Below are 23,876 nucleotides of genomic sequence, written 5' to 3' on the forward strand. Positions count from 1 at the left end.
AGTGAAACGGATAGGTATTTTAGGTGGTACATTTGATCCACCACATCTTGGTCATTTAGTTATTGCTGAAGAAGTTCGTGTTGCATTGGAATTAGAAGAAATTTGGTTTATTCCAACATATACACCACCACATAAGAATGATTCCCAGACAAGTGCTTACCACCGTATGAAAATGTTGGAAAGTGCAATTGACAGTAATAATAGTTTTAAATTAAATACGATAGAAATGGAACGTTTAGGTAAATCATACACGATAGATACCGTCAAAGTATTAAGAAGTGAATTTCCGGATTACAAGTTCTATTTCATTATTGGTGCAGATATGGTGGAGTATTTACCAAACTGGAATAAAATTGATGAATTGGTCCAGTTGATACAATTTGTAGGTGTAAAAAGGCCCGGTTATAAATTAGAGACTCATTATCCATTAATAGAAGTAACTGTACCAATACTTGATATTTCTTCAACAATGTTAAGAAGAAGGTTACGAAATAAAGAGTCCATCAAGTATATCGTACCAGATAAAGTTCATAGATATATTAGGGAGAAGGGGTTATATGAAGATAGATGATGCAATAAAAGTGGTTGAACCCTTTTTAACGAAGAAAAGATTTGAACATACAATAAGGGTAAAAGATACTGCTGTTTTGTTAGCTGAAAGGTATAATGTATCTCAATCTAAAGCTGAGCTTTCTGCCATTTTTCATGATTATTGTAAGTATCGATCACTAGAAGAAATGAAACGAATTATAAAGGAAAGCTCTCTTCCAAAGGATTTATTACAATATCACCATGAATTATGGCACGGTCCTGTAGCATCCATATTAATTGAAAGAGAATACGGGATTCGAAACCGTGACATACAGCAAGCAATTTATTATCATACTACTGGAAGAGCAAATATGAGTAATTTAGACATGGTATTGTTTCTTGCAGATTATATGGAGCCTGGCAGGGATTTTCCGGGGGTAACACAAGTGAGGGAAATGGCAGAAAAAGACTTAGTAAGAGCTTGCTGGATGGCATCCAAAAATACAATAACATTTTTAATGCACAAAAATTCCAGGATATATCCAGATACATTTTATGCCTATAATGATCTTACATTACGGATTAATGGAGGTAATGGAATAAATGGAGATTAAGGAAATAGTACAACAAATTGCTATAGCATGTGATGATAAACGCGCGGAAGATATTATTGCGCTTGATATGCAACAGGTATCATTAGTTGCTGATTATTTTGTCATTTGTCATGGTAGTAATGAGCGGCAAGTACAATCCATTGCTAGAGAGATTAAAGATAAAATGGATGAATTAAAGATAGATGTCAAAAGAATGGAGGGGTTAGAACAAGCACGTTGGGTTTTAGTGGATGTAGGTGACGTAGTTTGTCATATATTCCATAAGGATGAACGTAGCTATTATAATCTTGAGCGACTTTGGGGAGATGCGGACCGTATTCCATTAGAAATAGGATTGGAAGGGTAGAAGATGGAATATAAGCAGATGGCCTATGTGTATGATAAATTTATGGCTGAGGCTCCCTATGACAAATGGATACAGTTTACCCTTGAAAGGTTGAAAAACAAAAAAATAAAGACAATAGCCGATTTAGGATGTGGGACAGGAGAAATTACTGTCCGATTAGCAGAAGAAGGTTTTCAAATGATTGGTGTTGATTTTTCGATGGACATGCTTTCTTATGCAGAACATAAAGCTAGTAATAAAAATGTACCAATCACTTGGCTACATCAGAATTTACAGGAATTAGAGGGGCTAAATGATCTTGACGTAGCCATTAGCTATTGTGATGTTATCAATTATATTACGGAAGAAGACAACCTAAAGAATGTTTTCCAAAGAATTTATCAAAGCTTAAAAAAGGATGGGGTTTTTATATTTGATGTTCACTCGATTTATCATGTAGAACAAAACTATAAAAACCAAACCTTTGCTGATGTGATGGAGGATGTTTCTTATATTTGGTTTTGCTTAGAAGGTGAAACCATTGGTGATATGTATCATGATTTAACTTTTTTTGCCTTAGATGGTGACAAATATATACGTTTTGATGAAATCCATCATCAACGGACTTATTCTATAGATTTTTATAAAAAGTTATTATATGAAATTGGATTTCATCATGTACAAGTATATGCTGATTTTCGATTAGAAGAAGAGAATATAACAAGTGATTCAGAGAGAATATTTTTTGTGGCTGAAAGATGCGAGTGATTAAAAACTCGTATCTTTTTTTAAAAAAATAAAGGATTTTGTAAAGTGATGTCGAAAATATTAGTGTACCCAGTTAGTCATATAACCTAGCGTAACCTCCCCTTTATCCCCAAATTCTATAATTGGAAGTGATTCTACTTGTTTGAACTCCTGAAAAAATATTCTTTTTTTCTCATATTAGGTATCCTCATTGTTATGTTTATCGTGTTTTCCGGTGAAAGTAAAATACAACCAGAGTATCAAGCTGCACATCCACTTCCGTCTGCAGATACAAATACCGAGCAAAACAATTTGGAAGTAGAGTTAAATAACTTGGTTGTAGATGTAAAAGGCGCAGTAACAAGCCCTGGTGTATACGAAATGGAAGAAGGTATGCGAGTAAATGATGTTATCCAACAGGCAGGTGGTTTTACCGATAGTGCTGATACTTCTCAAGTAAATCTAGCACAGAAATTAATGGATGAGATGGTTATTATCGTCCCAGATTTAAGTGATGGAACGGCACCTGTTTCTGAATCAAACAATAATAGTAATAATGGTAAAGTTAGATTAAATTATGCTACGAGAGAAGAAATAGAATCTTTAAATGGTATAGGTCCTTCGAAAGCACAAGCTATCATTCAATATAGAGACGAAAATGGACTTTTTCATTCGATAGAGGACCTACTAGAAATCTCTGGAATTGGAGAAAAGACATTGGAACAAATGAAAGATTCTGTCCAGGTTCCATGATGACGTAGCACATAACGATAATTAATTTTAAATGGGTATGGCATCATACCGAAAGAGAAGGTAGTAATAAGAATATACACCGGTGTTTATGTCGAAAAACTTCATGAAGCGTCGGATATTGACGGATTTTTATGTTGGCGTGTAAACTAATTGTAATGTAAAAAAGAGTTTGGAGGATTTATATGGAAAGAATTTCATGGAATCAGTATTTTATGGCACAAAGTCATCTTCTTGCCCTTAGAAGTACTTGTAAGAGATTAATGGTAGGCGCTACTATTGTTCGAGATAAGAGAATAATTGCAGGCGGTTACAATGGAAGTGTTTCAGGTAGTGTACACTGTATGGATGATGGTTGTTATGTGATTGATGGTCATTGTGTGAGAACAGTCCATGCAGAAGCAAATGCATTATTACAATGCGCGAAATTTGGTGTGCCTACAGATAATGCAGACATATATGTAACGCATTACCCATGTTTGCAGTGCTGCAAGCAAATCATACAAGCTGGTATTAAAACTGTTTATTATGCCGAGGATTATCGCAATCATAAGTATGCCATTCAGCTATTTAATGAAGCGGGTGTGGACACCATAAAAGTAAAGTTAGATTACCTAGCAGTTGACACAAATTATAAAGAAAAACATCGATTAGTAAACGAACTTCTAAATAAACTAGAAGAATCAAACGATGATGAACAAGAAATTAGAAACCTAAAAGATAGAGTAAGTAGTTTATTTACTTTATAGAAGCAGGGTGAAATGAATGAAGGGATCTTGGTATATTGTAGCCATAGCAATAATTATCTCCACCATGGCTATATATTTTAATAGCTATTTCTTCCTTATCTTTTATGGGTTGTGGTTATTTTATTTGTATAGGAGTAAACGGTTAGGGAATATTCCCATCCTTGTTTCCTTAACCTTTCTTCTCTTTTCACTTTATTATATCCCCGATGTAACTAATAATCCAATTCACAATATAAAAATTAATTCAAAAGAGCAGATTGAAGGAAAAATTGTAAGTACTGTTCTATCCACTAAGAAAAAAGTCGAATTTACACTTCAAGAAACCAACACACGCAATAAACTTCTAATCGTTCACTTCCCTCATTCCAACCTAGATACATCGAAACTCAAGCACGGAGCAGTGTGCACCGTTACAGGACAAAGGGAGAAACCAAAAGAACCAAGTAGTCCTGGACAATTTCGTTATGGAGATTACTTAAGAAAACAGGGAATAACAAATCAGTTTATCGTCTCTTCCATGGAGGATATAAAATGTGAGGGTTCCTCATTTTTTCATCGTTTTCATCATATTCGTTCGAATTTAATTACAAAGATGGAAGAAAATCTAAGCCCATTTACTTCTGCTTGGCTTAATGCATTAGTATTAGGGGATGATAGTAGTTTACCGGAAGAAACGGTACGTGTATTTCAAAGATGGGGGCTTACTCATCTTGTGGCGATTTCAGGAACACATATTGCATTGTTATTAGGCTTTTTTTATTTTTTAGTGATAAAATTATCCATTTTAACGCGAGAAAAAGCACAATGGATGGTGGTGATTTTGCTTCCAATCTATGCAATTTTAGCTGGTGGCGAACCATCTGTTTGGCGTGCTAGTGTTATGGTTATTATGGTTATACTACTACATAAACTTCGCTTTAGGTTTAGTGCATTAGACGTGTTTTCATTTGCTTTTATTGTACTGATTTTTTTGAACCCGTATTTTGTTTATCAGGTAGGATTTCAATTGTCCTTTCTTGTTACGTTTGGAATTATATTATCGAGAAGGTGGCTTGGTATTACAAATAATTCTTTTTACCAAGCACTAAAAATTAGTCTTGTCGCTCAATTAATTATACTTCCTCTACAATTTAATTATTTTTCCTTACTACAGCCCTTATCTATTCTCTTAAATGTTATTGTCATTCCTTATTTTTCACTTATTGTACTTCCATTGATGTATGTATTATTACCCATAACTCTTCTTCCTTTTTCATTCTTCCATATAATAGATCATTTTTTTATTATGATACATTCATTTATTCTATCCCTTCTAACATGGCTTGATTCATCTGTGAATTTTACATGGATACTTGGTGAATTTACGCCTGGAATGTCTGTAATTTATTATATTATTTTCTTTAGCCTAATGATTAAAATACAGAATGACAAAAAGAAATTGGCATTTTCATATGGGATTATATTAGTTTTATTTCTTTTTCTTCTAATTGTTCGACCTTATTTTTCACCAATAGGATCCGTATCGATGCTAGATATCGGTCAGGGTGATGCATTTGTCATTGAACTGCCATATAGAAAAGGGGTAATTATGATTGATGCTGGGGCGAAAGTTTCTCTTGAAGATGGATTAGCAAGTGACAAAATATATAATCATACCATCAAACCATTTTTAGATTCAAAAGGGATACAAAGGATAGATGCCTTATTTTTAACTCATGAGGATGCCGATCATGTTGGAAGTGTAGAGTATTTACTGAAGGATATAAATGTTGAAAATATTTATATATCCACCTTTTACGAGGTATCGAAAGAAGAAGAACAATTATGGAGTTATAAAGATATCCCAGTTCGCCGAATTTCTGATGGAGAACAAGTTACAATCCAAGACCATTCTTTCTTTGTCCTTGGACCAAGCAAAAATGCAAAGACACCAAATGATAATTCAATTATTTTATTTACAGAATTTGGAGGTTTAAAATGGCTCTTTACAGGGGATATAGGTAAAGACATCGAAAAAGATTTAATGAACAGATACCCTAATATTAGAGCGGATGTTCTAAAAGCCGCACACCATGGAAGCATCACATCAACAGATGAGGATTTTTTAAAACAGTTAAATCCATCAACTGTCCTTATATCAGTAGGGGAGAATAATCGATATGGTCATCCAGCAGATGAAGTTATACAGCGAATTAAAGCGAGTAATGATGTTCGTCTTTTACGTACTGATAAACATGGAACAGTTACATTTCGTTTTAAATATGATACAGGAACCTTTTTTACATATTTACCATAGTATAATCACGGAAACAGTTATGGAAATTAAATTGAATGAACAATCTACATCACCAGATGAAAAATAAAAAAGAGACTGTCTATACATCAGTCTCTTTCATATGCGAGTGGAATATGAAAAATATTCATCCTCTGTAAACAATCGATTAGCCACCAACCACACTGATGATGACACCAATAGTAAATATCCCTACAAAGAAAATAAATGAACCTAGAAATCCTTTAATGGAATCAACTACATCGTTATTTCTTGATTGTGGATTATTTTCGAATTCGTTCACAATTACCCCTCCTATTTCATCAATAGTATATAGCAAATAAACTAAAAAATCTACTTATGTATAAAGATTGTCACAAATGTTGGGACAGTTGAGTAGACCAAGAAAGTACTTTTGTTTAGTTTATTATAAACGAAAAAAGATATGACTTACTTCCATTTCCATCCATTAACAGGGAATAAATTTATACATTCTTACTTAACTAGAAAGACTTAACAACTATACTTTTGCTAAGAACGCATAAGCTATAAGCAAATATCGCTTTAACATTTAGTTTCTAGAGCTAAGTGTTAAGCGTTCATATAGATCTGGAGGGAAATTCAATGGGTATTAAAGGTGGTGAAATTTCCCTCCACTTACTTCTTGCTATTCCTTTATATACAATTTACCATATATGTATATAAAAAATGAACTAAAAAGTAAAAAAGTTCATTTTGTAATGGAGTGAAAAAGATGTCGACATACATAGAATTGTTAAAAGAAGTAAAAAAAAATCAAATTGCTCCTGTCTATCTTCTCTATGGAACGGAAAATTATTTAATTGACACTATTAGAAAGGAAATAGTTAATCGAGTATTAGGATCGGATAAAGAAAATCTGTCTATTTTCGATTTAGAGGAAATTCCCATACAAGAAGTAATTGCTGATGTTGAAACCTATCCATTTTTTGGTGATAAGAAATTAATTATTGCTAATAATCCAGTTTTTTTAAAGACAAAACCAGATAAGTTGCCATTTGAACACAATTTAGATGTATTGGATGTCTATTTGGAAAATCCTGTTGATTATTCCATATTGCTTATTATTGCACCTTATGAAAAGCTGGATGAACGGAAAAAAATAAGTAAACTCTTAAAACGAAAAGCCGCTGTAGCAAATTGTGAGCCTATTAAGGAAAAAGATGTTAAAGGCTGGATTAAATCTTTAGTTCAACAATTCAATATTACGATGGATGATGGTGCATACGAAGTTATTGAGAGTGAGCTTTCCACAAATCTTCAATTATTAGAGCAGGAATTAAAAAAGTTTGCTCTATACGTTGGTGAAGATGGTCATGTAACAAAAGATATGGTTGAAAATTTAATATCTCATACTTCCAATAGCTCTTCTTTACGTTTAGTAGACGCGGTAATTGCTAGAGATATGCATAGAGCAATTTCGATTTATAGAGATCTTGATAAAATGAACGAGGAACCTATTGCTTTAATTGGGTTACTTGCTTTTCAGTTTCGTACCATATTACGAGTGAAGTTATTAAGACAAAAGGGATATAGTCAATTTCAAATGCAAAAACAGTTGGGGGTTCACCCTTATGTAATTAAAATTGCTATGAGTAGAGAAAGGCAATTTACAGTGGAAAAACTGCAATCCATTATGGACAGGCTTGCAGAAACGGATGCTGTTATGAAGCAAGGGAAAATGGAAAAACAACTTGCATTTGAGCTGTTGTTACATCATTTAATTCAAGTAGCTTGAAGAGCTTTTTCTAATGTAAACTGTGAAGTATGAATAAAACGAATAGGCATAAAAAAACGATCCGTATTGGATCGTTTTTTTTATGCATTATCAGTTAAGCATTAGAGCAATTATGCTCCAAGATTATTAACTTTTTCAGCTAGACGTGATTTTTGACGTTTTCCATTGTTTTTATGGATAATCCCTTTTTGAACAGCTTTATCAATTTGCTTCACTGTATCTTTAAGAGCAGCTTTCGCGTTTTCTAAATCTTTTGCTTCAACTAATTTCTCTACATTCTTAATAGCAGTACGCATTTCAGATTTTTGAGCTTGATTAGCTGAACGTTTTTTATTGTTTGTTTCAACACGTTTAATTGCAGATTTAATATTTGCCATGTATTTCACCTCCTAGTAGGACACGGTTAGACTTCATTAACATCCATAGAAGATTCTTCATTTAAATATAGTCTACCAAATCAATAACTTTGAAAGTTAACAAAGGTTATTTTACCAGAGGAAGTGGTGTATTTCAATATCTTTGTTAGTAATTAGGATATTATTCCCTGAATTTGAATATTCAATCTATTGTGTGCTGTAGCTTTTACAAGCTTTTCATACATGTTGTATGATTTTAGTTTTCTTGTTCATTCTAATAAATAAGATGTTTGGAAAGGATGTCATTATAATGGATGAAACCAAAAAAGATGAAAATTTGAAAGCCTTTCAAGTAAGAACCGATTTAGCCGTAGAAGCTAAGGATATGTATGTTAATTCAGAACAAAAAAAGGAGGACGAGATAAAAGGTGTAACATTTAAGGAAAGACATCAAGATGATATTAAAATTTCCTACGTAGATATAGACGAAGATGGTGCTGAATTAATAGGGAAAAAACCAGGTTCTTATGTAACTATTTATGCAGATGGTGTGAAAAGGCAAGATACCAAACGCCAGGAAAATGCAGCAAAAATTTTAGCAAAAGAACTGGAGGAATTGGTTGAAAAAAATAATATACCAAAGGATGGCATGGGGCTTATCGTTGGGTTAGGTAACTGGAATGTCACACCAGATGCACTCGGTCCGATGACTGCTGAAAAAACACTTGTTACAAGTCATTTATTTAAACTTCAGTTTGAAAGTGTTTCAGAAGGTTATCGACCTGTAGCAGCAGTTACTCCCGGTGTAATGGGGGTTACAGGTATTGAAACTAGTGATATTATCTTTGGGATTGTAGAGAAGGCTAAGCCTGATTTTGTCATAGCAATCGATGCTTTAGCTTCAAGGTCCGTTGAACGTGTGAATGAAACCATTCAATTATCTGATTCCGGAATTCATCCTGGATCTGGGGTTGGGAATAAGAGGAAGGAATTAAGTAAGAAGACACTAGGAGTACCGGTCATAGCAATAGGTGTTCCTACGGTCGTCGATGCTGTTACGATTACAAGTGATACGATAGATTATATTCTAAAGCATTTTGGAAGAGAGTGGAAGGAAAAGGATCGTCCTTCCAAAGCATTATCCCCTGCAGGTATGGCATTTGGGGGAGAAAAATTAACGGATGAGGATTTACCAGATGAAGAAAAAAGAAAAACGTTTATGGGAATAGTAGGAACTTTATCGGAAGAAGAAAAAAGAAAACTAATTCAGGAGGTATTAACACCGTCTGGAAATAATTTAATGGTAACACCAAAGGAAGTAGATGGATTTATGATAGATATGGCTAGTTTACTTGCGGAAGGGATTAATGCAGCCTTACATGAGAAAGTTGATATTACAAATTTTGCCTCCTACTCCCGGTGAAATCTCATAAATTTCTATTAACTTTTATAAAAAAAATAGATAGTAACTGTTCTACTCTCTGATAGCCGTTCATAGAGTTAAGTATGGATGACATCAGAAAGAGGTGGAAGAGTGGCTTCGAAATATGGAGATATCAAAAGGCGAACATATCTTTTTTATAAAAGAAGTGGACTGTATCTAGTTAGCTTAGCTGTTTTATTTATTTTAATTGGATTACTCACTACCATACAGCCTGCATATCGAATTTCATCTGAAATGATTACTAAATGGACTAGTGATATTGATAGTTCCGTCTTTTTAAATTTAATTGGAATGGAGAACAGAGGTTTTAAGCAGGCACTTCCAGAAGAAAATCAATTTCCTAGCTTATCCTCTTCTCTGTTTCAGGTAGCAACAAGTATTAAGCCTAATGATCCTAGAAGCTTACTGGGAAATGAGATACCAGGATTTTCAATTTATGATAATCAAATTTTAATTGCTGGTGAGGGGACAGATTATACTAACCTTCCATATGAATCCTCGCCACCATTGGAAGAAGTGCTAAAGGATAGAGAGGCAGTGGTGGAAACAGAAGAAAATGATAATGTCGAACAAAAACAAGATGAAAATATGCCTACTACTGGTGAAAGAGAAGTTGTTTATCTTTATAATTCTCATAATCGGGAGTCTTTTTTACCGCATTTACCCGATGAAACAGACCCAAATTTAGCCCATCATTCTGAAGTGAATATAACAAAGGTTAGTGAACGCTTAGCAAAATCTCTTGAAGCAAAAGGGATTGGAACAGAGGTTGAAGATGCGGATATTGGAAATCTATTAAATAAAAAAGGTTGGGAGTATCATCAATCCTATGATGCTGCAAGGGGAGTAGTAGAAGAAGCAATAGCCGGAAATAAAGATATACAATTCGTGTTTGATATACACCGAGATGCTATGCCTAGGGAGCATACGACTATGGAAATGGATGGAAAGTCTTACGCAAAAATTATGTTTGTTGTTGGAAAAGAACATGCAAATTATGAGAAAAATTTAGAATTGGCTACGGAATTACATTACTTGTTTGAGGAAAAATACCCTGGACTGAGTAGGGGGGTACTACCTAAAGGTGGGGCAGGTACTAATGGGGTGTTTAATCAGGATTTATCTGAAAATGCAGTATTAATCGAATTTGGTGGTGTAGGAAATAATTTAGATGAATTATATCGAACAGCTGATATTGTAGCAGAAGTATTTAGTGATTATTATTGGGATGCAGAAGAAGTAGATAGTAATTCTCAGGAGGAATGAAAATGATCCGTTCGGTTGTTATTTTATTATTGTTAGCTGTATTTTTTCTATCTGGCACTCTATATGGAATGAATTCAACAAATAATAATCTACAAGCAAATAATAATAGCAATAAAGTAGAACAATTAGAGACGACCGCTAGTCTCGAAAAACATATGGAAAAGGTCGAAGTAGAAACACCACAGACAGTAAAAGAGGATGTTATGGATATGGAAAATAATATACAGCTTACACAAAATACCGCATCTTTTTTGGAAACAAGTGTACAAGGCTTTTTTGAATTAGTTGTGGGTATTCTTTACCAAATAGCCGAAATATTCTTCTAAATAGTGAGGTAATAAACGAACGGATTTTAGTATATTGAAGTAGGGGCAGAAAACACAATCCCTATTCCCTGATAAGCGTGGAGGGGGGGCTGGGATGTTTTCTGCTCTTATTTCTATTTATAGGTTCTAGATTGAATATATTGATTTCAATTGCTATAATCATTCTTATTGGATACCCTTCTAAATATTTTAATCTTTTATCAAAATTGATAAAGGACATGTAGGAGTGAACATCAAAATGGGGAACAAACAAAGGAAAGTACGTAATTTTTCGATTATAGCTCATATTGATCACGGGAAATCGACATTAGCTGATAGAATTTTAGAAAATACAGAAACTGTTTCAAAAAGGGAAATGAAAGAACAATTATTGGATGGTATGGAATTAGAACGGGAAAGAGGTATAACGATAAAATTAAATGCTGTTCAATTAAAATATACCAGTAAAGACGGCGAGGAATATCTATTTCATTTAATAGATACACCGGGACATGTGGATTTTACATATGAAGTTTCTAGAAGTCTTGCTGCTTGTGAAGGTGCGATATTAGTTGTTGATGCTGCACAAGGCATTGAAGCCCAGACCTTGGCGAATGTTTATTTGGCAATGGAAAATGATTTGGAAATTATCCCAGTTATAAATAAAATCGACCTACCTAGTGCTGATCCTGATCGTGTGAAACAAGAATTAGAGGATGTTCTTGGAATTGATGGTGACGAAGCAATTTTAGCATCGGCGAAAGCAAATATTGGTATTGAGGAAATTTTAGAGCGAATTGTGGAGGATATACCTGAACCAGCAGGCGAGCCAGATGCACCGTTAAAAGCACTAATATTTGATTCTCTATATGATTCTTATCGTGGTGCTATTGCCTATGTATGTGTAAAAGAAGGAACAGTAAAAGTTGGCGATAAAATTAGGATGATGGCAAATGGCAAAGAATTTGAAGTGAATGAAGTAGGAGTGTTTACTCCAAAGGCTACATCTCGTAACGAATTAACTGTAGGTGATGTTGGATTTATTACAGCATCCATTAAAGATGTGAAGGATACTCATGTTGGGGATACAATAACCAACGCGTTACACCCTGCTGAGCAAGCACTTCCTGGATACAGAAGGTTAAATCCGATGGTGTTTTGTGGACTCTATCCAGTTGATTCCAATGATTACAATGATTTACGTGATGCATTAGAACGTTTGGAGTTAAATGATTCGGCACTACAGTACGAACCGGAAACATCACAAGCACTTGGTTTTGGATTCAGGTGCGGATTTTTAGGGTTATTGCATATGGAAATTTTGCAAGAGCGTATAGAAAGAGAATTTAATATTAATTTAATTACAACAGCTCCAAGTGTAATTTTCGAAGTAGAAAAGACAGATGGAGAAGTGTTGAACGTGGACAATCCGTCAGTTATGCCTGATCCACAAGTGATTCATGAAATTCGCGAGCCTTATGTTGAAGCTACCATTATGGTACCTAATGATTTTGTTGGTCCAGTTATGGAAATAGCTCAAAAGAAACGTGGGAATTTTGTCGATATGCAGTATGTGGATGAGATACGGGTAAATGTAGTTTATCATATTCCATTATCAGAAATTGTGTATGACTTCTTTGATCAGTTGAAATCACAAACGAAAGGGTATGCATCATTCGATTATGAGTTAATTGGATATCAGCCTTCAAACTTGGTGAAAATGGATATTCTACTTAATGGTGAGACTATTGATGCATTATCCTTTATTGTCCATCGAGATTTTGCTTATAGTCGAGGCAAACAGATTGTTGATAAATTAAAAGAGTTAATTCCAAGACAGCAATTTGAGGTACCAGTTCAAGCTGCAATAGGAAATAAAATAGTTGCACGTTCGACAATCAAAGCAGTTCGAAAAGATGTTACTGCAAAATTATATGGTGGGGATATTTCCCGTAAGCGTAAATTGCTGGAAAAACAAAAAGAAGGTAAAAAACGTATGAAGATGGTTGGTTCTGTCGAAGTACCTCAAGAAGCGTTCATGGCTGTGCTCGAAATGAATGAAGACTGAGACGAAAGTCAAGACTGTAAGATAAATTAGTTAACAATATATTAAAAGCGGGAGGGAAAACTTAGAAGCACCTGCACTAAGTTTTTCCCTTTTTATTTTGAGGCTATATGTGTCAAAGAGTTAAAGCCTATTACCTTAAGAAAGGAACGAATACAAGTGAAGCAACAAGTTCAGTCGGTATATATTCACATCCCTTTTTGCACGCAGATTTGTCACTATTGTGATTTCGTGAAGTTCTTCTATAACGAAAAAAAAGCAACCGAATATTTGTATGCATTAGCAAATGAAATTAATACTAATATAAAAGGGATGAACCATAAAATTAGTACGATTTATATAGGTGGTGGTACCCCTACTGCTTTAAGCTATGAACAGTTGAAATTTCTTCTAGAATTTTTAAGTAAAAAGTTCGATGTTCAGAACTGTGAGGAGTATACCATAGAAGTAAATCCAGGAGATATTGATAAGGAAAAGGCCAAGCTCTTAAAGGATTATGGAATTACACGAATATCATTTGGAGTCCAAGTAATGGATAATCGGCTATTAGAAGAAATAGGAAGGGTTCATCGGGTGAAAGATGTTTACAAAACCGTTGACCTTTTCGAGCAACAGCATTTTTCAAATATTAGTCTGGACTTAATGTATGCCTTGCCACATCAAACTGTTGAGCAGTTCCAATCTTCCTTGAAAAAAGCATTAGAATTTAATTTGCCACATTATGCGACATACGGATTGCAAATCGAACCCAAAACGGTTTTTTATATGCGTCATAAAAAAGGTTTATTACATCGCCCGACGGAAGATGATGAGGTAATAATGTATGAAATATTAAAAGAAAATATGAAGAAGAATGGAATAAATCAATATGAAATTAGTAATTTCGCCAAACCTGGTTATGAGAGTAAGCACAATCTTACCTATTGGAGTAATGGATATTATTATGGATTTGGTGCAGGTGCCCATGGTTATATACCGGGAAAACGAATTACAAATTTAAGACTGTTACCTGCATATGTTAAAAAGGCCATGGAAGATGGGGAGCCTATTTTACAAACAGAAACGATTTCATTAAGAGAGAATATTGAAGAGGAAATATTTTTAGGATTACGTAGAATTAAGGGGATAAGTAAAAGCGAATTTTTAAAGAAATTTGGTTTTGAAATAGATTCGTTCTTTAAAAGAGAGTTAGGGGAGTTAATTAATCAGGATTTACTCTATGAAAAAAATGATTCAATCCGTCTAACTGACAAAGGAATGCTATTAGCTAATAAAGTATTTGAAAGATTTATGATAGAGGATACCGATTTAGTAAGTATTTAGGTCATGATTATTGACAAAGAAAATAGGATTTGTTAATTTATTATTAGCATTAGCACTCGCATTTACCGAGTGCTAACAGGGGTGAACATCATGCTAACAGAAAGGCAATTATTAGTGTTACAAATGATTATTGATGATTTCATCGAGACTGCTCATCCAGTTGGCTCTCGTGCCCTTTCTAAGAAGGAAAAAATTCCATATAGTGCAGCTACTATTCGAAATGAAATGGCTGATTTAGAAGATATGGGGTTTCTTGAAAAAACTCATTCATCTTCTGGACGCATTCCCTCTGAAAAAGGGTATCGCTATTATGTGGATCATGTAATCGCTCCGTTTTCAAATCAGCATAATATAAAAATAATAAGAAATATTATTGAAGATGGATTCTATGAGTTTGAACAAATTGTTCAAATGTCAGCAGAGGTATTATCTGAGTTAACAAATTATACTTCCATCATTCTAGGGCCAGAACTTAGTGAGACGAAGCTTAAGCAGCTACAGATTCTTACTTTATCTGCTCATACTGCGGTAGCGATTCTAGTAACCGATACAGGTCATGTAGAACATCGTACATTTACCATACCTAATGAAATCCAACCATCAGAACTGGAGAAAATGGTGAATATACTTAATGACCGTCTGCGGGGGGTTCCCATTCTACATTTGGTAGAAGTTTTTCAAAAAGAAGTTGCTGGTATAATGGGAAAACATATTCGCGACTTTGATAAATCCTTTGACTATTTACAGGCTATATTTTTACAAGAACATCCTGTAAAGCTGTATATAGGTGGAAAATCTAATATACTCATGCAACCTGAATTTAATGATGTTGACAAGATTAGATCCTTTTATACCATGATGGAAAATGAAAATGAAATAGCTAATTTGTTAAAAAATACAAAGCATGGTATTGGCGTATCCATTGGTAATGAGAATGAAGTAGAGGCCATAAAGGATTTAAGCTTAATCACTGCTACCTATCAATTAGGTGAAGAGCAACTAGGTACTATTGCATTGCTAGGCCCTACTAGAATGGAATATCGTAAGGTGATAACCATTCTATCCAGCCTTTCCAAAGAAATGTCAGAAGCATTTTATAAATGGTATAAGTCTTCTGAATAGGAATCATCAAAAAAATGTGGTAGGGTAATACCTGCCACATTTTGGAGTGTGCTTTAAGTTAGTATGTAATCATGTAAATATGTTTCATAAAGGGTATAACCTATTCTTATAAATGGAGGTGGCAGTCATGGAAGAAACAAACAAAGCAATTAACGAAGAAACGAACCAAGAAGAGGTAGTGGATAATAAAAATCATTCTGAAGCTACGGATAATATTGACCAAGATTCTTTTAAAGAACTTGAAAGTCAAGTAGAAACATTAAAGGCTGAAAAAAATGATACTTATCAACGCCTGTTACGACTACAAGCTGAATTTGATAATTATAAAAAACGCACCTTAAAAGAAAGAGAAGCTGATAGAAAGTATAAATCCCAAGATCTGGCCAACGAGTTATTGCCAGCACTTGATAATTTTGAGCGTGCATTACAAGTTGAAGTTACAGATGAAACAAAGAACTTGATTGAAGGAATAACTATGGTCTACAAGCAGCTAGTTGAAGCTTTAAAATCACAGGGTGTGGAACCAATAGAATCTGAAGGTAAGGAGTTCGACCCTAATGTTCATCACGCTGTAATGCAGGTAGAGGATGAAACATTTGAATCTAATGTAATAGTTGAAGAACTACAAAAAGGATATATACTTAAAGACAGAGTTATTCGACCGGCAATGGTAAAGGTTAATAAATAAAACATAACAGTAACTAAGGAGGAACATAACGTTATGGGTAAAATAATCGGAATTGACTTAGGTACAACTAATTCATGTGTGTCAGTAATGGAAGGTGGGGAAGCAGTAGTCATCCCAAATCCTGAAGGGAATCGTACAACACCATCTGTAGTAGCTTTTAAAAATGGTGAAAGACAAGTAGGAGAGGTTGCTAAACGTCAAGCAATCACAAACCCTAATACAATTCAATCTATCAAACGCCATATGGGTACGGACTACAAAGTGAAAATTGAGGATAAAGAATACACTCCACAAGAAGTATCTGCAATCATTCTTCAACACATTAAATCTTATGCAGAAGACTATATTGGTGAAACAGTTGATAAAGCAGTAATTACTGTTCCTGCATATTTTAATGATGCTGAGCGTCAAGCAACAAAAGATGCTGGTAAAATTGCTGGGCTAGAAGTAGAACGTATCATCAATGAGCCAACAGCAGCAGCTCTAGCGTATGGTATTGATAAGGAGGAAGAAGATCAAACATTATTAGTTTATGACCTTGGTGGTGGTACATTTGACGTATCTATCCTTGATATTGGTGACGGTACATTTGAAGTGGTTGCAACAGCAGGTGATAACCGTCTAGGTGGAGATGACTTTGACCAAGTTATTATTGACTACATGGTACAGGAATTCAAGAAAGAAAACGGTATTGATTTGTCACAAGATAAGATGGCAACGCAACGTTTAAAAGATGCTGCTGAGAAAGCTAAAAAGGATCTTTCTGGTGTAACGCAAACTCAAGTTTCTCTTCCGTTTATCACAGCGGGTGAAGCAGGACCATTACACTTAGAAATGACCATTACTCGTGCAAAATTTGAAGAGTTATCATCAGAATTAGTAGAGCGTACAATGGTTCCAACACGTAAAGCTTTGTCTGATGCTGGATTTAGTAATAATGATATTAATAAAGTTCTCTTAGTTGGTGGATCTACTCGTATTCCAGCAGTACAAGAAGCAATTAAAAACGAAATCGGTAAAGAACCTTCTAAAGGCGTGAACCCAGACGAAGTGGTTGCATTAGGTGCAGCAATTCAAGGTGGGGTTTTACAAGGTGATGTAAAAGATGTTCTATTACTTGATGTAACTCCATTATCACTTGGTATTGAGACAATGGGGGGCGTATCTACAAAATTAATTGAGCGTAATACTACAATCCCAACAAGTCACTCTCAAGTGTTCTCAACGGCTGCAGATAACCAAACAGCTGTAGATATTCACGTATTACAAGGGGAAAGAGAAATGGCTGCGGATAATAAAACACTTGGCCGTTTCCAATTAACAGATATTCCACCAGCTCCGCGTGGTGTTCCTCAAATTGAGGTATCCTTTGATATTGATGCAAACGGTATTGTTAATGTTCGTGCGAAAGATTTAGGAACGAATAAAGAGCAATCCATTACAATCAAATCTTCCTCTGGCCTATCTGATGAAGAAGTAGATCGCATGGTTAAAGAGGCTGAGGAGAATGCGGAAGAAGATAAGAAACGTCGTGAGGAAATAGACCTTCGTAATGAAGCAGATCAGTTAGTATTTACCACTGATAAAACATTAAAGGACCTTGGTGAACAGGTTTCTGAAGAAGAAAAGCAAAAAGCAGAATCTGCCAAGGATGAATTGAAACAAGCGTTAGAAGCTAACGATATTGAACAAATTAAAGAGAAAAAAGAAGCACTTCAAGAACAAGTACAACAATTATCTGTCAAACTATATGAGCAAGCACAAGCACAAGCGCAAGCAGCCCAAGGAGATCAAGCTGCAAATGATGCTGATGATGTTGTAGATGCTGATTATCAAGAAGTAGATGACGATAAAGATAATAAATAATGATTAGAGAGCATGGGTTAATTATTATCATATAATAATTATTAGCTTTCGATTCCTAGAAAAAGTCAAAGTCAGGACTATCTTGACTTTGACTTTTTTACTAAGGTTGTTTTAGTAGTTTTTGTTGTTTTTTGTAGCAAAATCAAAGTGTTATGCGTAATAACATGTTCAGATTATGGGTATGGAAATATCGCTACGGAAATACAGAAAGCATCCTTCACTTAAAATGCAGTTCCAAAAATAGAATATGTGAATGAAAATGAATCAAGTTTATTTGCTAACCTAAGTCAAATGATGATAATATAAAACGTATGCTAAAGTGTGTCGGGAGAGTGATTTTGCAATGAGTAAGCGTGATTATTATGAGGTACTGGGAATTGAAAAAGGTGCCTCAAAAGATGAAATAAAAAAAGCTTATCGTAAGTTAGCTAGAAAATACCATCCAGATGTTAGTAAAGAAGAAAATGCAGCGGATAAATTTAAAGAGGTAAAGGAAGCTTATGAAGTTTTAAGTGACGAGAATAAGCGAGCTCAATATGATCAATTTGGTCATGCTGGAACAAGTGGTCAAGGGTTCGGTGGCTTTGGTGGTGGAGCCGAAGACTTTGGTGGTTTTGGAGATATATTTGATATGTTCTTTGGTGGAGGAAGAAGACGTGATCCGAATGCTCCACAACAAGGAGCAGATTTACAATATACAATGGTTTTAGATTTCGAAGAAGCAATATTTGGTAAAGAAACCGATATACGTATTCCGAGGGAAGAGACCTGTGAAACGTGTAGTGGTTCTGGTGCGAAACCTGGTACAAAAGTTGACACTTGTTCCCATTGCCACGGTTCGGGTCAACTGAACCAAGAACAAAATACACCATTCGGTAAAGTGGTAAACCGTAGAGTATGTCATTATTGTGGTGGATCCGGGAAAATGATTCAAGATAAATGTGGTACTTGTGGTGGCTCCGGTAAAGTTAAGAAAAATAAGAAAATCCATATTAAAATTCCTGCTGGCATTGATGAAGGACAGCAAATCCGTGTGACAGGTAAAGGAGAACCTGGTAAAAATGGTGGGCCGGCTGGTGATTTATTTGTTGTTATACAAATAAAACCACATGACTTTTTTGAACGTGAGGGTGACAACATTTATTGTGAATTACCAATCAATTTTGCACAGGCTGCCCTTGGTGATGAGTTAGAAGTACCAACCGTTCATGGGAAAGTAAAATTAAAAGTCCCTGCTGGAACACAAACAGGTAAATTGTTCCGTTTAAGAGGAAAAGGGGCACCTAATGTACGTGGTCGCGGACAAGGCGATCAATTAATTAGGGTTCGCGTTGTTACTCCAACTAAATTATCGGATAGAGAGAAAGAGTTATTACGTGAGTTTAGTGATTTACGAGGCAATGATGTGACAGAAGAAGAGGACAGTTCTCTTTTCCAACGTTTTAAAAATGCCTTTAAAAACCACAACGAATAAATAATATATAAATGATTCTTTCATATGTGCTTATTGAAAGAATCATTTCCATACATATTTAGTTTTCCCAAATAAGTATTTAAGAAATGGGTGGATCAGAATTGAAGTGGTCAGAAATTTGTATTGAGACAACGAATGAAGCAGTTGAGCCAATATCTAATATCTTACATGAAACAGGTGCGAGTGGTTTAGTTATAGAGGATCCTCAAGATCTAGTTGCTTCCATGGAGTCACCATTTGGGGAAATATATGAACTTAATCCAGACGATTACCCTGAAGAAGGTGTCCGGATTAAAGCATATCTTCCTGTTAATAGTTTTCTAAGTGAGACAGTTGAGGAGATTAAACAAGCCATTAATAACCTTCTTACCTATGATATTGATGTTGGAAAAAATAAGGTTACATTAAGTGAAGTAAATGAAAAAGAATGGGCTACAGCTTGGAAAAAGTACTACCATCCAGTAAAAATCTCAAAAAGAATTACAATTAAACCGACTTGGGAGGAATACGCACCTGTATCTAGTGATGAGATTATAATTGAACTAGATCCAGGGATGGCTTTTGGAACAGGTACCCATCCGACAACTGTTCTGAGTATGCAGGCATTAGAACAATATTTGCAACCGGGAGATGTTGTAATGGATGTAGGTAGTGGTTCCGGTGTGTTGAGTATCGCATCTGCTCTTTTAGGTGCTGAGAAGGTTTATGCCTTTGATTTGGACGATATAGCTGTGAAGAGTACGATGCAAAATGCGAAACTTAATCAACTGAATAAAGCAATTGAAGCTAAGCAAAACAATCTGTTAAATGATGTAAATATAAAATCTGACATTATAGTTTCAAATATTTTAGCTGAGATTATTATACAATTTGTAGATGATGCATGGAAAAACCTTAATAACGGTGGTTTGTTTATTACATCAGGAATTATTCAGAATAAAAAACAACTAGTTAAAGATAGTTTAATGAAACAAGGATTTGAAATAATAGTTGTTAATGAAATGGAAGATTGGGTATCCATTGTAGCTAAGAAGGTTTAAAACGAGAAGAGTAGGTGCAAACATTGCAACGATATTTTATTCCAGCGAATTTCTGGGAAGAAAGCAACGTTCATATTGAGGGTGATGATGTACACCACATGACAAGGGTTATGCGTCTAACATCTGGAGACCAAATAATTTGTAATCATCCAAATGGGGAGGCGGCAGTATGTGAAATTCTAGAAACGAGTAATAATTATGTTAAAGCTGCTATACTTCAATGGATTGAACAACATGTAGAACTCCCTGTACATGTTACAATTGCTCAAGGTATTCCTAAAGGGGATAAATTCGATTTAGTATTACAAAAGGGAACTGAATTAGGTGCAAATGCTTTTATTCCATTAAAGTCAGATAGGACTATCGTTGTATGGGATGATAAAAAGGCGGAGAAGAAGGTAAAGCGTTTTAAAAAAATAGTTAAAGAAGCTAGTGAGCAATGTCATCGGAATAAAATACCAGAAGTAAAAGCGCCCATAGGAATGTCTGAACTACTAAAAGAAAGTTCAGAATATGACTTTAAAATAATTGCTTATGAGGAAGAAGCCAAAACAAAGAAATATCATACATTTGGCTCGATATTGAGCCGGATGGGAAATGGACAGAAAATACTAGTATGCGTTGGACCAGAAGGTGGGTTCACAGAAGAAGAAATCGCCTTACTAAAAGATAATAATTTTCATGCAGTACGGTTAGGTCCACGAATATTACGTTCGGAAACAGCTCCATTATATGCACTAGCGGCCATTTCCTATCACTTTGAAGAAATGGGTTAATGTACATAAATAGAAAAAATTTGTCCGACTTTTATAATGACTGTTCACTTTAATATTTTCCAAGACATTTATTATTCTTAGATGTTTCTTAAAATAATTAGTTGACCAATTGATAGTATTATATTATACTTTAAAGTGGCATGTGAGATATGGATACATATGCCTTATAATTTTGGTTTTGTGCTTCGGAGGGAGGGAAATTAGCATGTCAAATACAACTCGCGTTCGTAAAAACGAGTCTCTTGAAGATGCTCTTCGTCGCTTTAAACGTAGTGTGTCAAAAAGTGGTACACTATCTGAATATCGTAAGCGTGAATACTATGAAAAACCTAGCGTACGCCGTAAGAAGAAATCTGAGGCTGCTAGAAAGCGTAAATACTAAAGAAGGTGCAGATTCATGTCATTACTCGATACTTTGAACCAAGATATGAAGCAAGCGATGAAGAATAAGGATAAAGAAACCTTAAGTGTCATTCGCATGATTAAGGCTTCAATACAGAATGAATCGATAAAGCTTGGTAAAGATATACTATCAGAAGACGAAGAATTAACAATATTGTCTAGAGAGGTAAAACAAAGAAAAGATTCCCTCCAAGAATTTAAATCCGCTGGACGCGACGATCTTGTTAACAAAATGGAAACTGAGTTATCTGTTGTTAAACAATATATGCCTGAACAGCTTTCAGCTGAAGAGCTAGAGAATATTGTTCAGCAAACGATTCAGGAAGTAAATGCTACAACAAAAAAAGATATCGGTAAAGTGATGAGTGCAGTTATGCCTAAAGTAAAAGGGAAGGCTGATGGCTCACAAATAAAAGAAGCTGTATTACAACAGTTGGATTAAAAGAAAAAGGTTCTTATCTTTGGATAAGAGCCTTTTTTACACGTTAAAAAGGTTTAAATTTTATCAAGGCTGTAATATGACTGACATAGTGAATATTTTCAAAGGTTTCATGTAGTATATCATAAAAATAATAAATAAATGAAACCTTTCTTTATACATACCGTATACGTATTATGATGGAAAAGGAGGTGTAAATAAAATGCTGAAAAAATGGTCCACCCCATACATAGTATTAATTGCAATGATATGTATTTTTTTTGGTTTTAGCACAAATCATGTAATCAATGCCGAATCAGAGGATAGTAGGGGGAAATTAGTTTATTTCATTCCAATCGAGCGAGAAGTAGAACGAGGCTTGCAGGCATTTTTAGAGAGAACAACTTCAGAAGCAATTGGTTCTGGTGCAGATCATATTATTTTTGAGATTGACACACCTGGTGGACGGGTAGATTCAGCCGGACAGATTGCAACAATTATACAAAATTTAGAAATACCTACTACTTCCTTCATCATTAATGAGGCCTTATCTGCCGGTTCTTACATCGCATTAAATACAGATAATATATACTTTGTATCACATGCAACAATGGGGGCTAGTGGAGTAATCACGGGTGACGGAACTGCTGCTGATAAAAAGGCACAATCAGCATGGAAGGAGAAAATGATTGCGGCTGCAGAATCAAAGGGGAGGGACCCAATTTTTGCTGAGGCTATGGCCGATCCAAGTATACACTTACCTGAATACGGAGCACCCGAGGGAGAATTCCTTACACTTAATCCAAATGATGCACTTGAAATTGGATATGCAGAAGGTATTGTAGATGATCGTGTCGAATTGCTTCATAAGTTAGGCTTATCAGAGGCTAGAATTATTGAAACAGAACCTACCTTAGCTGAAGAAATAGCTAGATTTTTAACCAATCCGGTTGTATATTCTATTCTCTTGTCTTTGGCAAGTTTAGGACTTATTGTAGAGCTCTATTCTCCTGGATTTGGAATACCAGGAATTATGGGCTTAACAGCATTAATTCTCTTTTTCTATGGACACATAGTTGCAGGCTTAGCAGGTATGGAGGCGCTAGTACTACTAGTTTTAGGGATAATCCTAATTATAGTTGAGTTTTTTGTTCCTGGAGGTATATTGGGTCTACTAGGTATTGGATCAATTCTAGGAGCATTATTAATGTCAGGATATGATATTGGTCAAATGTCAATGAGTATCGGGATAGCATTTCTTGTAGCAATTATAACTAGTGTTATCCTATTTAGAAGGATAGGTTTGGATAAAGGTGTTTTTAGACATATTATACTAAGGGACTCCACGGAAACAGAATTAGGTTATGTATCGTCTGCAAGTAGGGACGACCTTTTGACGATGGAAGGTATCGCGCTCACTACATTACGTCCTTCAGGTATTGGTGAATTTAAAGGGGAAAGAATTGATGTAGTCTCAGAAGGAAGTTTCATTGATAAAGATAGTCCTATCAAAGTGGTTAAAGTAGAGGGCTCTCGCGTTGTGGTTAGAAGAAAATAAAATAATAG

The 23,876-nt window shown here is 34.9% G+C and carries 24 protein-coding genes; 22 read left to right on the forward strand and 2 right to left on the reverse strand.

What is annotated here, in order from left to right; all coding sequences use genetic code 11:
• Position 1: 1 nt before the first annotated feature.
• The 7 genes from CAO17_RS05455 to CAO17_RS05485 all read left to right on the forward strand — a co-directional run bounded on the left by CAO17_RS05455 (position 2) and on the right by CAO17_RS05485 (position 6,012).
• Entirely contained in the window at positions 2 to 571 is a 570-nt protein-coding gene (locus CAO17_RS05455) for a nicotinate-nucleotide adenylyltransferase (protein WP_085991846.1), read from the forward strand.
• A complete protein-coding gene (gene yqeK / locus CAO17_RS05460; protein WP_085991847.1) occupies positions 558 to 1,145 on the forward strand; it encodes a bis(5'-nucleosyl)-tetraphosphatase (symmetrical) YqeK in 588 nt (195 codons plus the stop codon). The genes CAO17_RS05455 and yqeK overlap by 14 nt, the downstream gene beginning before the upstream one ends.
• Positions 1,135 to 1,491, forward strand: a complete 357-nt coding sequence (gene rsfS / locus CAO17_RS05465; RefSeq protein WP_085991848.1) for a ribosome silencing factor — start codon at positions 1,135 to 1,137, stop codon at positions 1,489 to 1,491. Before yqeK ends, rsfS begins: the two co-directional genes overlap by 11 nt.
• A 3-nt stretch (positions 1,492 to 1,494) precedes the next feature.
• The gene (locus CAO17_RS05470; protein WP_085991849.1) at positions 1,495 to 2,238 is read left to right on the forward strand and encodes a class I SAM-dependent DNA methyltransferase; all 744 of its coding nucleotides are present in this window, start codon (positions 1,495 to 1,497) and stop codon (positions 2,236 to 2,238) included.
• Between the two features lie 195 nt (positions 2,239 to 2,433).
• A complete protein-coding gene (locus CAO17_RS05475) occupies positions 2,434 to 2,970 on the forward strand; it encodes a helix-hairpin-helix domain-containing protein (RefSeq protein WP_085994411.1) in 537 nt (178 codons plus the stop codon).
• Positions 2,971 to 3,152: 182 nt separating this feature from the next.
• The gene (locus CAO17_RS05480; protein ID WP_085991850.1) at positions 3,153 to 3,716 is read left to right on the forward strand and encodes a ComE operon protein 2; all 564 of its coding nucleotides are present in this window, start codon (positions 3,153 to 3,155) and stop codon (positions 3,714 to 3,716) included.
• A gap of 16 nt (positions 3,717 to 3,732) precedes the next feature.
• On the forward strand, positions 3,733 to 6,012 hold the full coding sequence (locus CAO17_RS05485) for a DNA internalization-related competence protein ComEC/Rec2 (RefSeq protein ID WP_085991851.1): 2,280 nt from the start codon (positions 3,733 to 3,735) through the stop codon (positions 6,010 to 6,012).
• A gap of 145 nt (positions 6,013 to 6,157) precedes the next feature.
• On the opposite strand, the gene CAO17_RS05490 is transcribed toward CAO17_RS05485, so the two are convergent.
• Positions 6,158 to 6,292 (reverse strand): YqzM family protein, encoded by a 135-nt coding sequence (locus tag CAO17_RS05490; RefSeq protein WP_085991852.1) that lies wholly within the window; start codon positions 6,290 to 6,292, stop codon positions 6,158 to 6,160.
• A gap of 450 nt (positions 6,293 to 6,742) precedes the next feature.
• Between CAO17_RS05490 and holA the strand changes: the two genes are divergently transcribed.
• The gene (gene holA / locus CAO17_RS05495) at positions 6,743 to 7,765 is read left to right on the forward strand and encodes a DNA polymerase III subunit delta (protein ID WP_085991853.1); all 1,023 of its coding nucleotides are present in this window, start codon (positions 6,743 to 6,745) and stop codon (positions 7,763 to 7,765) included.
• A 110-nt stretch (positions 7,766 to 7,875) separates the two neighbouring features.
• On the opposite strand, the gene rpsT is transcribed toward holA, so the two are convergent.
• Positions 7,876 to 8,142, reverse strand: coding sequence for a 30S ribosomal protein S20 (rpsT, locus tag CAO17_RS05500; protein ID WP_085991854.1), 267 nt, complete (start codon positions 8,140 to 8,142; stop codon positions 7,876 to 7,878).
• A gap of 289 nt (positions 8,143 to 8,431) precedes the next feature.
• Between rpsT and gpr the strand changes: the two genes are divergently transcribed.
• From gpr to CAO17_RS05570, 14 genes are all read left to right on the forward strand, one after another.
• A complete protein-coding gene (gene gpr / locus CAO17_RS05505) occupies positions 8,432 to 9,544 on the forward strand; it encodes a GPR endopeptidase (RefSeq protein ID WP_085991855.1) in 1,113 nt (370 codons plus the stop codon).
• Positions 9,545 to 9,655: 111 nt separating this feature from the next.
• The gene (gene spoIIP, locus CAO17_RS05510; RefSeq protein ID WP_245831767.1) at positions 9,656 to 10,831 is read left to right on the forward strand and encodes a stage II sporulation protein P; all 1,176 of its coding nucleotides are present in this window, start codon (positions 9,656 to 9,658) and stop codon (positions 10,829 to 10,831) included.
• Positions 10,828 to 11,157 (forward strand): hypothetical protein, encoded by a 330-nt coding sequence (locus CAO17_RS05515; protein WP_218775534.1) that lies wholly within the window; start codon positions 10,828 to 10,830, stop codon positions 11,155 to 11,157. The genes spoIIP and CAO17_RS05515 overlap by 4 nt, the downstream gene beginning before the upstream one ends.
• Positions 11,158 to 11,395: 238 nt before the next feature.
• Positions 11,396 to 13,204: a translation elongation factor 4 gene (gene lepA, locus CAO17_RS05520; RefSeq protein WP_085991858.1), complete on the forward strand. Its 1,809-nt coding sequence runs from the start codon at positions 11,396 to 11,398 to the stop codon at positions 13,202 to 13,204.
• Positions 13,205 to 13,360: 156 nt separating this feature from the next.
• On the forward strand, positions 13,361 to 14,524 hold the full coding sequence (hemW, locus tag CAO17_RS05525) for a radical SAM family heme chaperone HemW (protein ID WP_085991859.1): 1,164 nt from the start codon (positions 13,361 to 13,363) through the stop codon (positions 14,522 to 14,524).
• 90 nt (positions 14,525 to 14,614) lie between these two features.
• Entirely contained in the window at positions 14,615 to 15,646 is a 1,032-nt protein-coding gene (gene hrcA, locus CAO17_RS05530; RefSeq protein WP_085991860.1) for a heat-inducible transcriptional repressor HrcA, read from the forward strand.
• A 127-nt stretch (positions 15,647 to 15,773) separates the two neighbouring features.
• Positions 15,774 to 16,334, forward strand: coding sequence for a nucleotide exchange factor GrpE (grpE, locus tag CAO17_RS05535; protein WP_085991861.1), 561 nt, complete (start codon positions 15,774 to 15,776; stop codon positions 16,332 to 16,334).
• A gap of 33 nt (positions 16,335 to 16,367) precedes the next feature.
• Complete coding sequence (dnaK, locus tag CAO17_RS05540; RefSeq protein ID WP_085991862.1) at positions 16,368 to 18,200, forward strand: molecular chaperone DnaK; 1,833 nt, start codon at positions 16,368 to 16,370, stop codon at positions 18,198 to 18,200.
• Between the two features lie 343 nt (positions 18,201 to 18,543).
• Complete coding sequence (gene dnaJ, locus CAO17_RS05545; RefSeq protein ID WP_085991863.1) at positions 18,544 to 19,674, forward strand: molecular chaperone DnaJ; 1,131 nt, start codon at positions 18,544 to 18,546, stop codon at positions 19,672 to 19,674.
• A 101-nt stretch (positions 19,675 to 19,775) separates the two neighbouring features.
• On the forward strand, positions 19,776 to 20,714 hold the full coding sequence (gene prmA / locus CAO17_RS05550) for a 50S ribosomal protein L11 methyltransferase (protein ID WP_085991864.1): 939 nt from the start codon (positions 19,776 to 19,778) through the stop codon (positions 20,712 to 20,714).
• Between the two features lie 23 nt (positions 20,715 to 20,737).
• Positions 20,738 to 21,490: a 16S rRNA (uracil(1498)-N(3))-methyltransferase gene (locus CAO17_RS05555; RefSeq protein ID WP_085991865.1), complete on the forward strand. Its 753-nt coding sequence runs from the start codon at positions 20,738 to 20,740 to the stop codon at positions 21,488 to 21,490.
• A 205-nt stretch (positions 21,491 to 21,695) separates the two neighbouring features.
• Positions 21,696 to 21,872, forward strand: a complete 177-nt coding sequence (rpsU, locus tag CAO17_RS05560) for a 30S ribosomal protein S21 (protein ID WP_047183793.1) — start codon at positions 21,696 to 21,698, stop codon at positions 21,870 to 21,872.
• A 15-nt stretch (positions 21,873 to 21,887) separates the two neighbouring features.
• Entirely contained in the window at positions 21,888 to 22,334 is a 447-nt protein-coding gene (locus tag CAO17_RS05565) for a GatB/YqeY domain-containing protein (protein WP_085991866.1), read from the forward strand.
• Positions 22,335 to 22,533: 199 nt separating this feature from the next.
• On the forward strand, positions 22,534 to 23,868 hold the full coding sequence (locus CAO17_RS05570) for an NfeD family protein (protein ID WP_085991867.1): 1,335 nt from the start codon (positions 22,534 to 22,536) through the stop codon (positions 23,866 to 23,868).
• Positions 23,869 to 23,876 lie beyond the last annotated feature (8 nt).

It is taken from the genome of Oceanobacillus senegalensis (assembly GCF_900176885.1).
Lineage (GTDB): Bacteria > Bacillota > Bacilli > Bacillales > Amphibacillaceae > Oceanobacillus > Oceanobacillus senegalensis.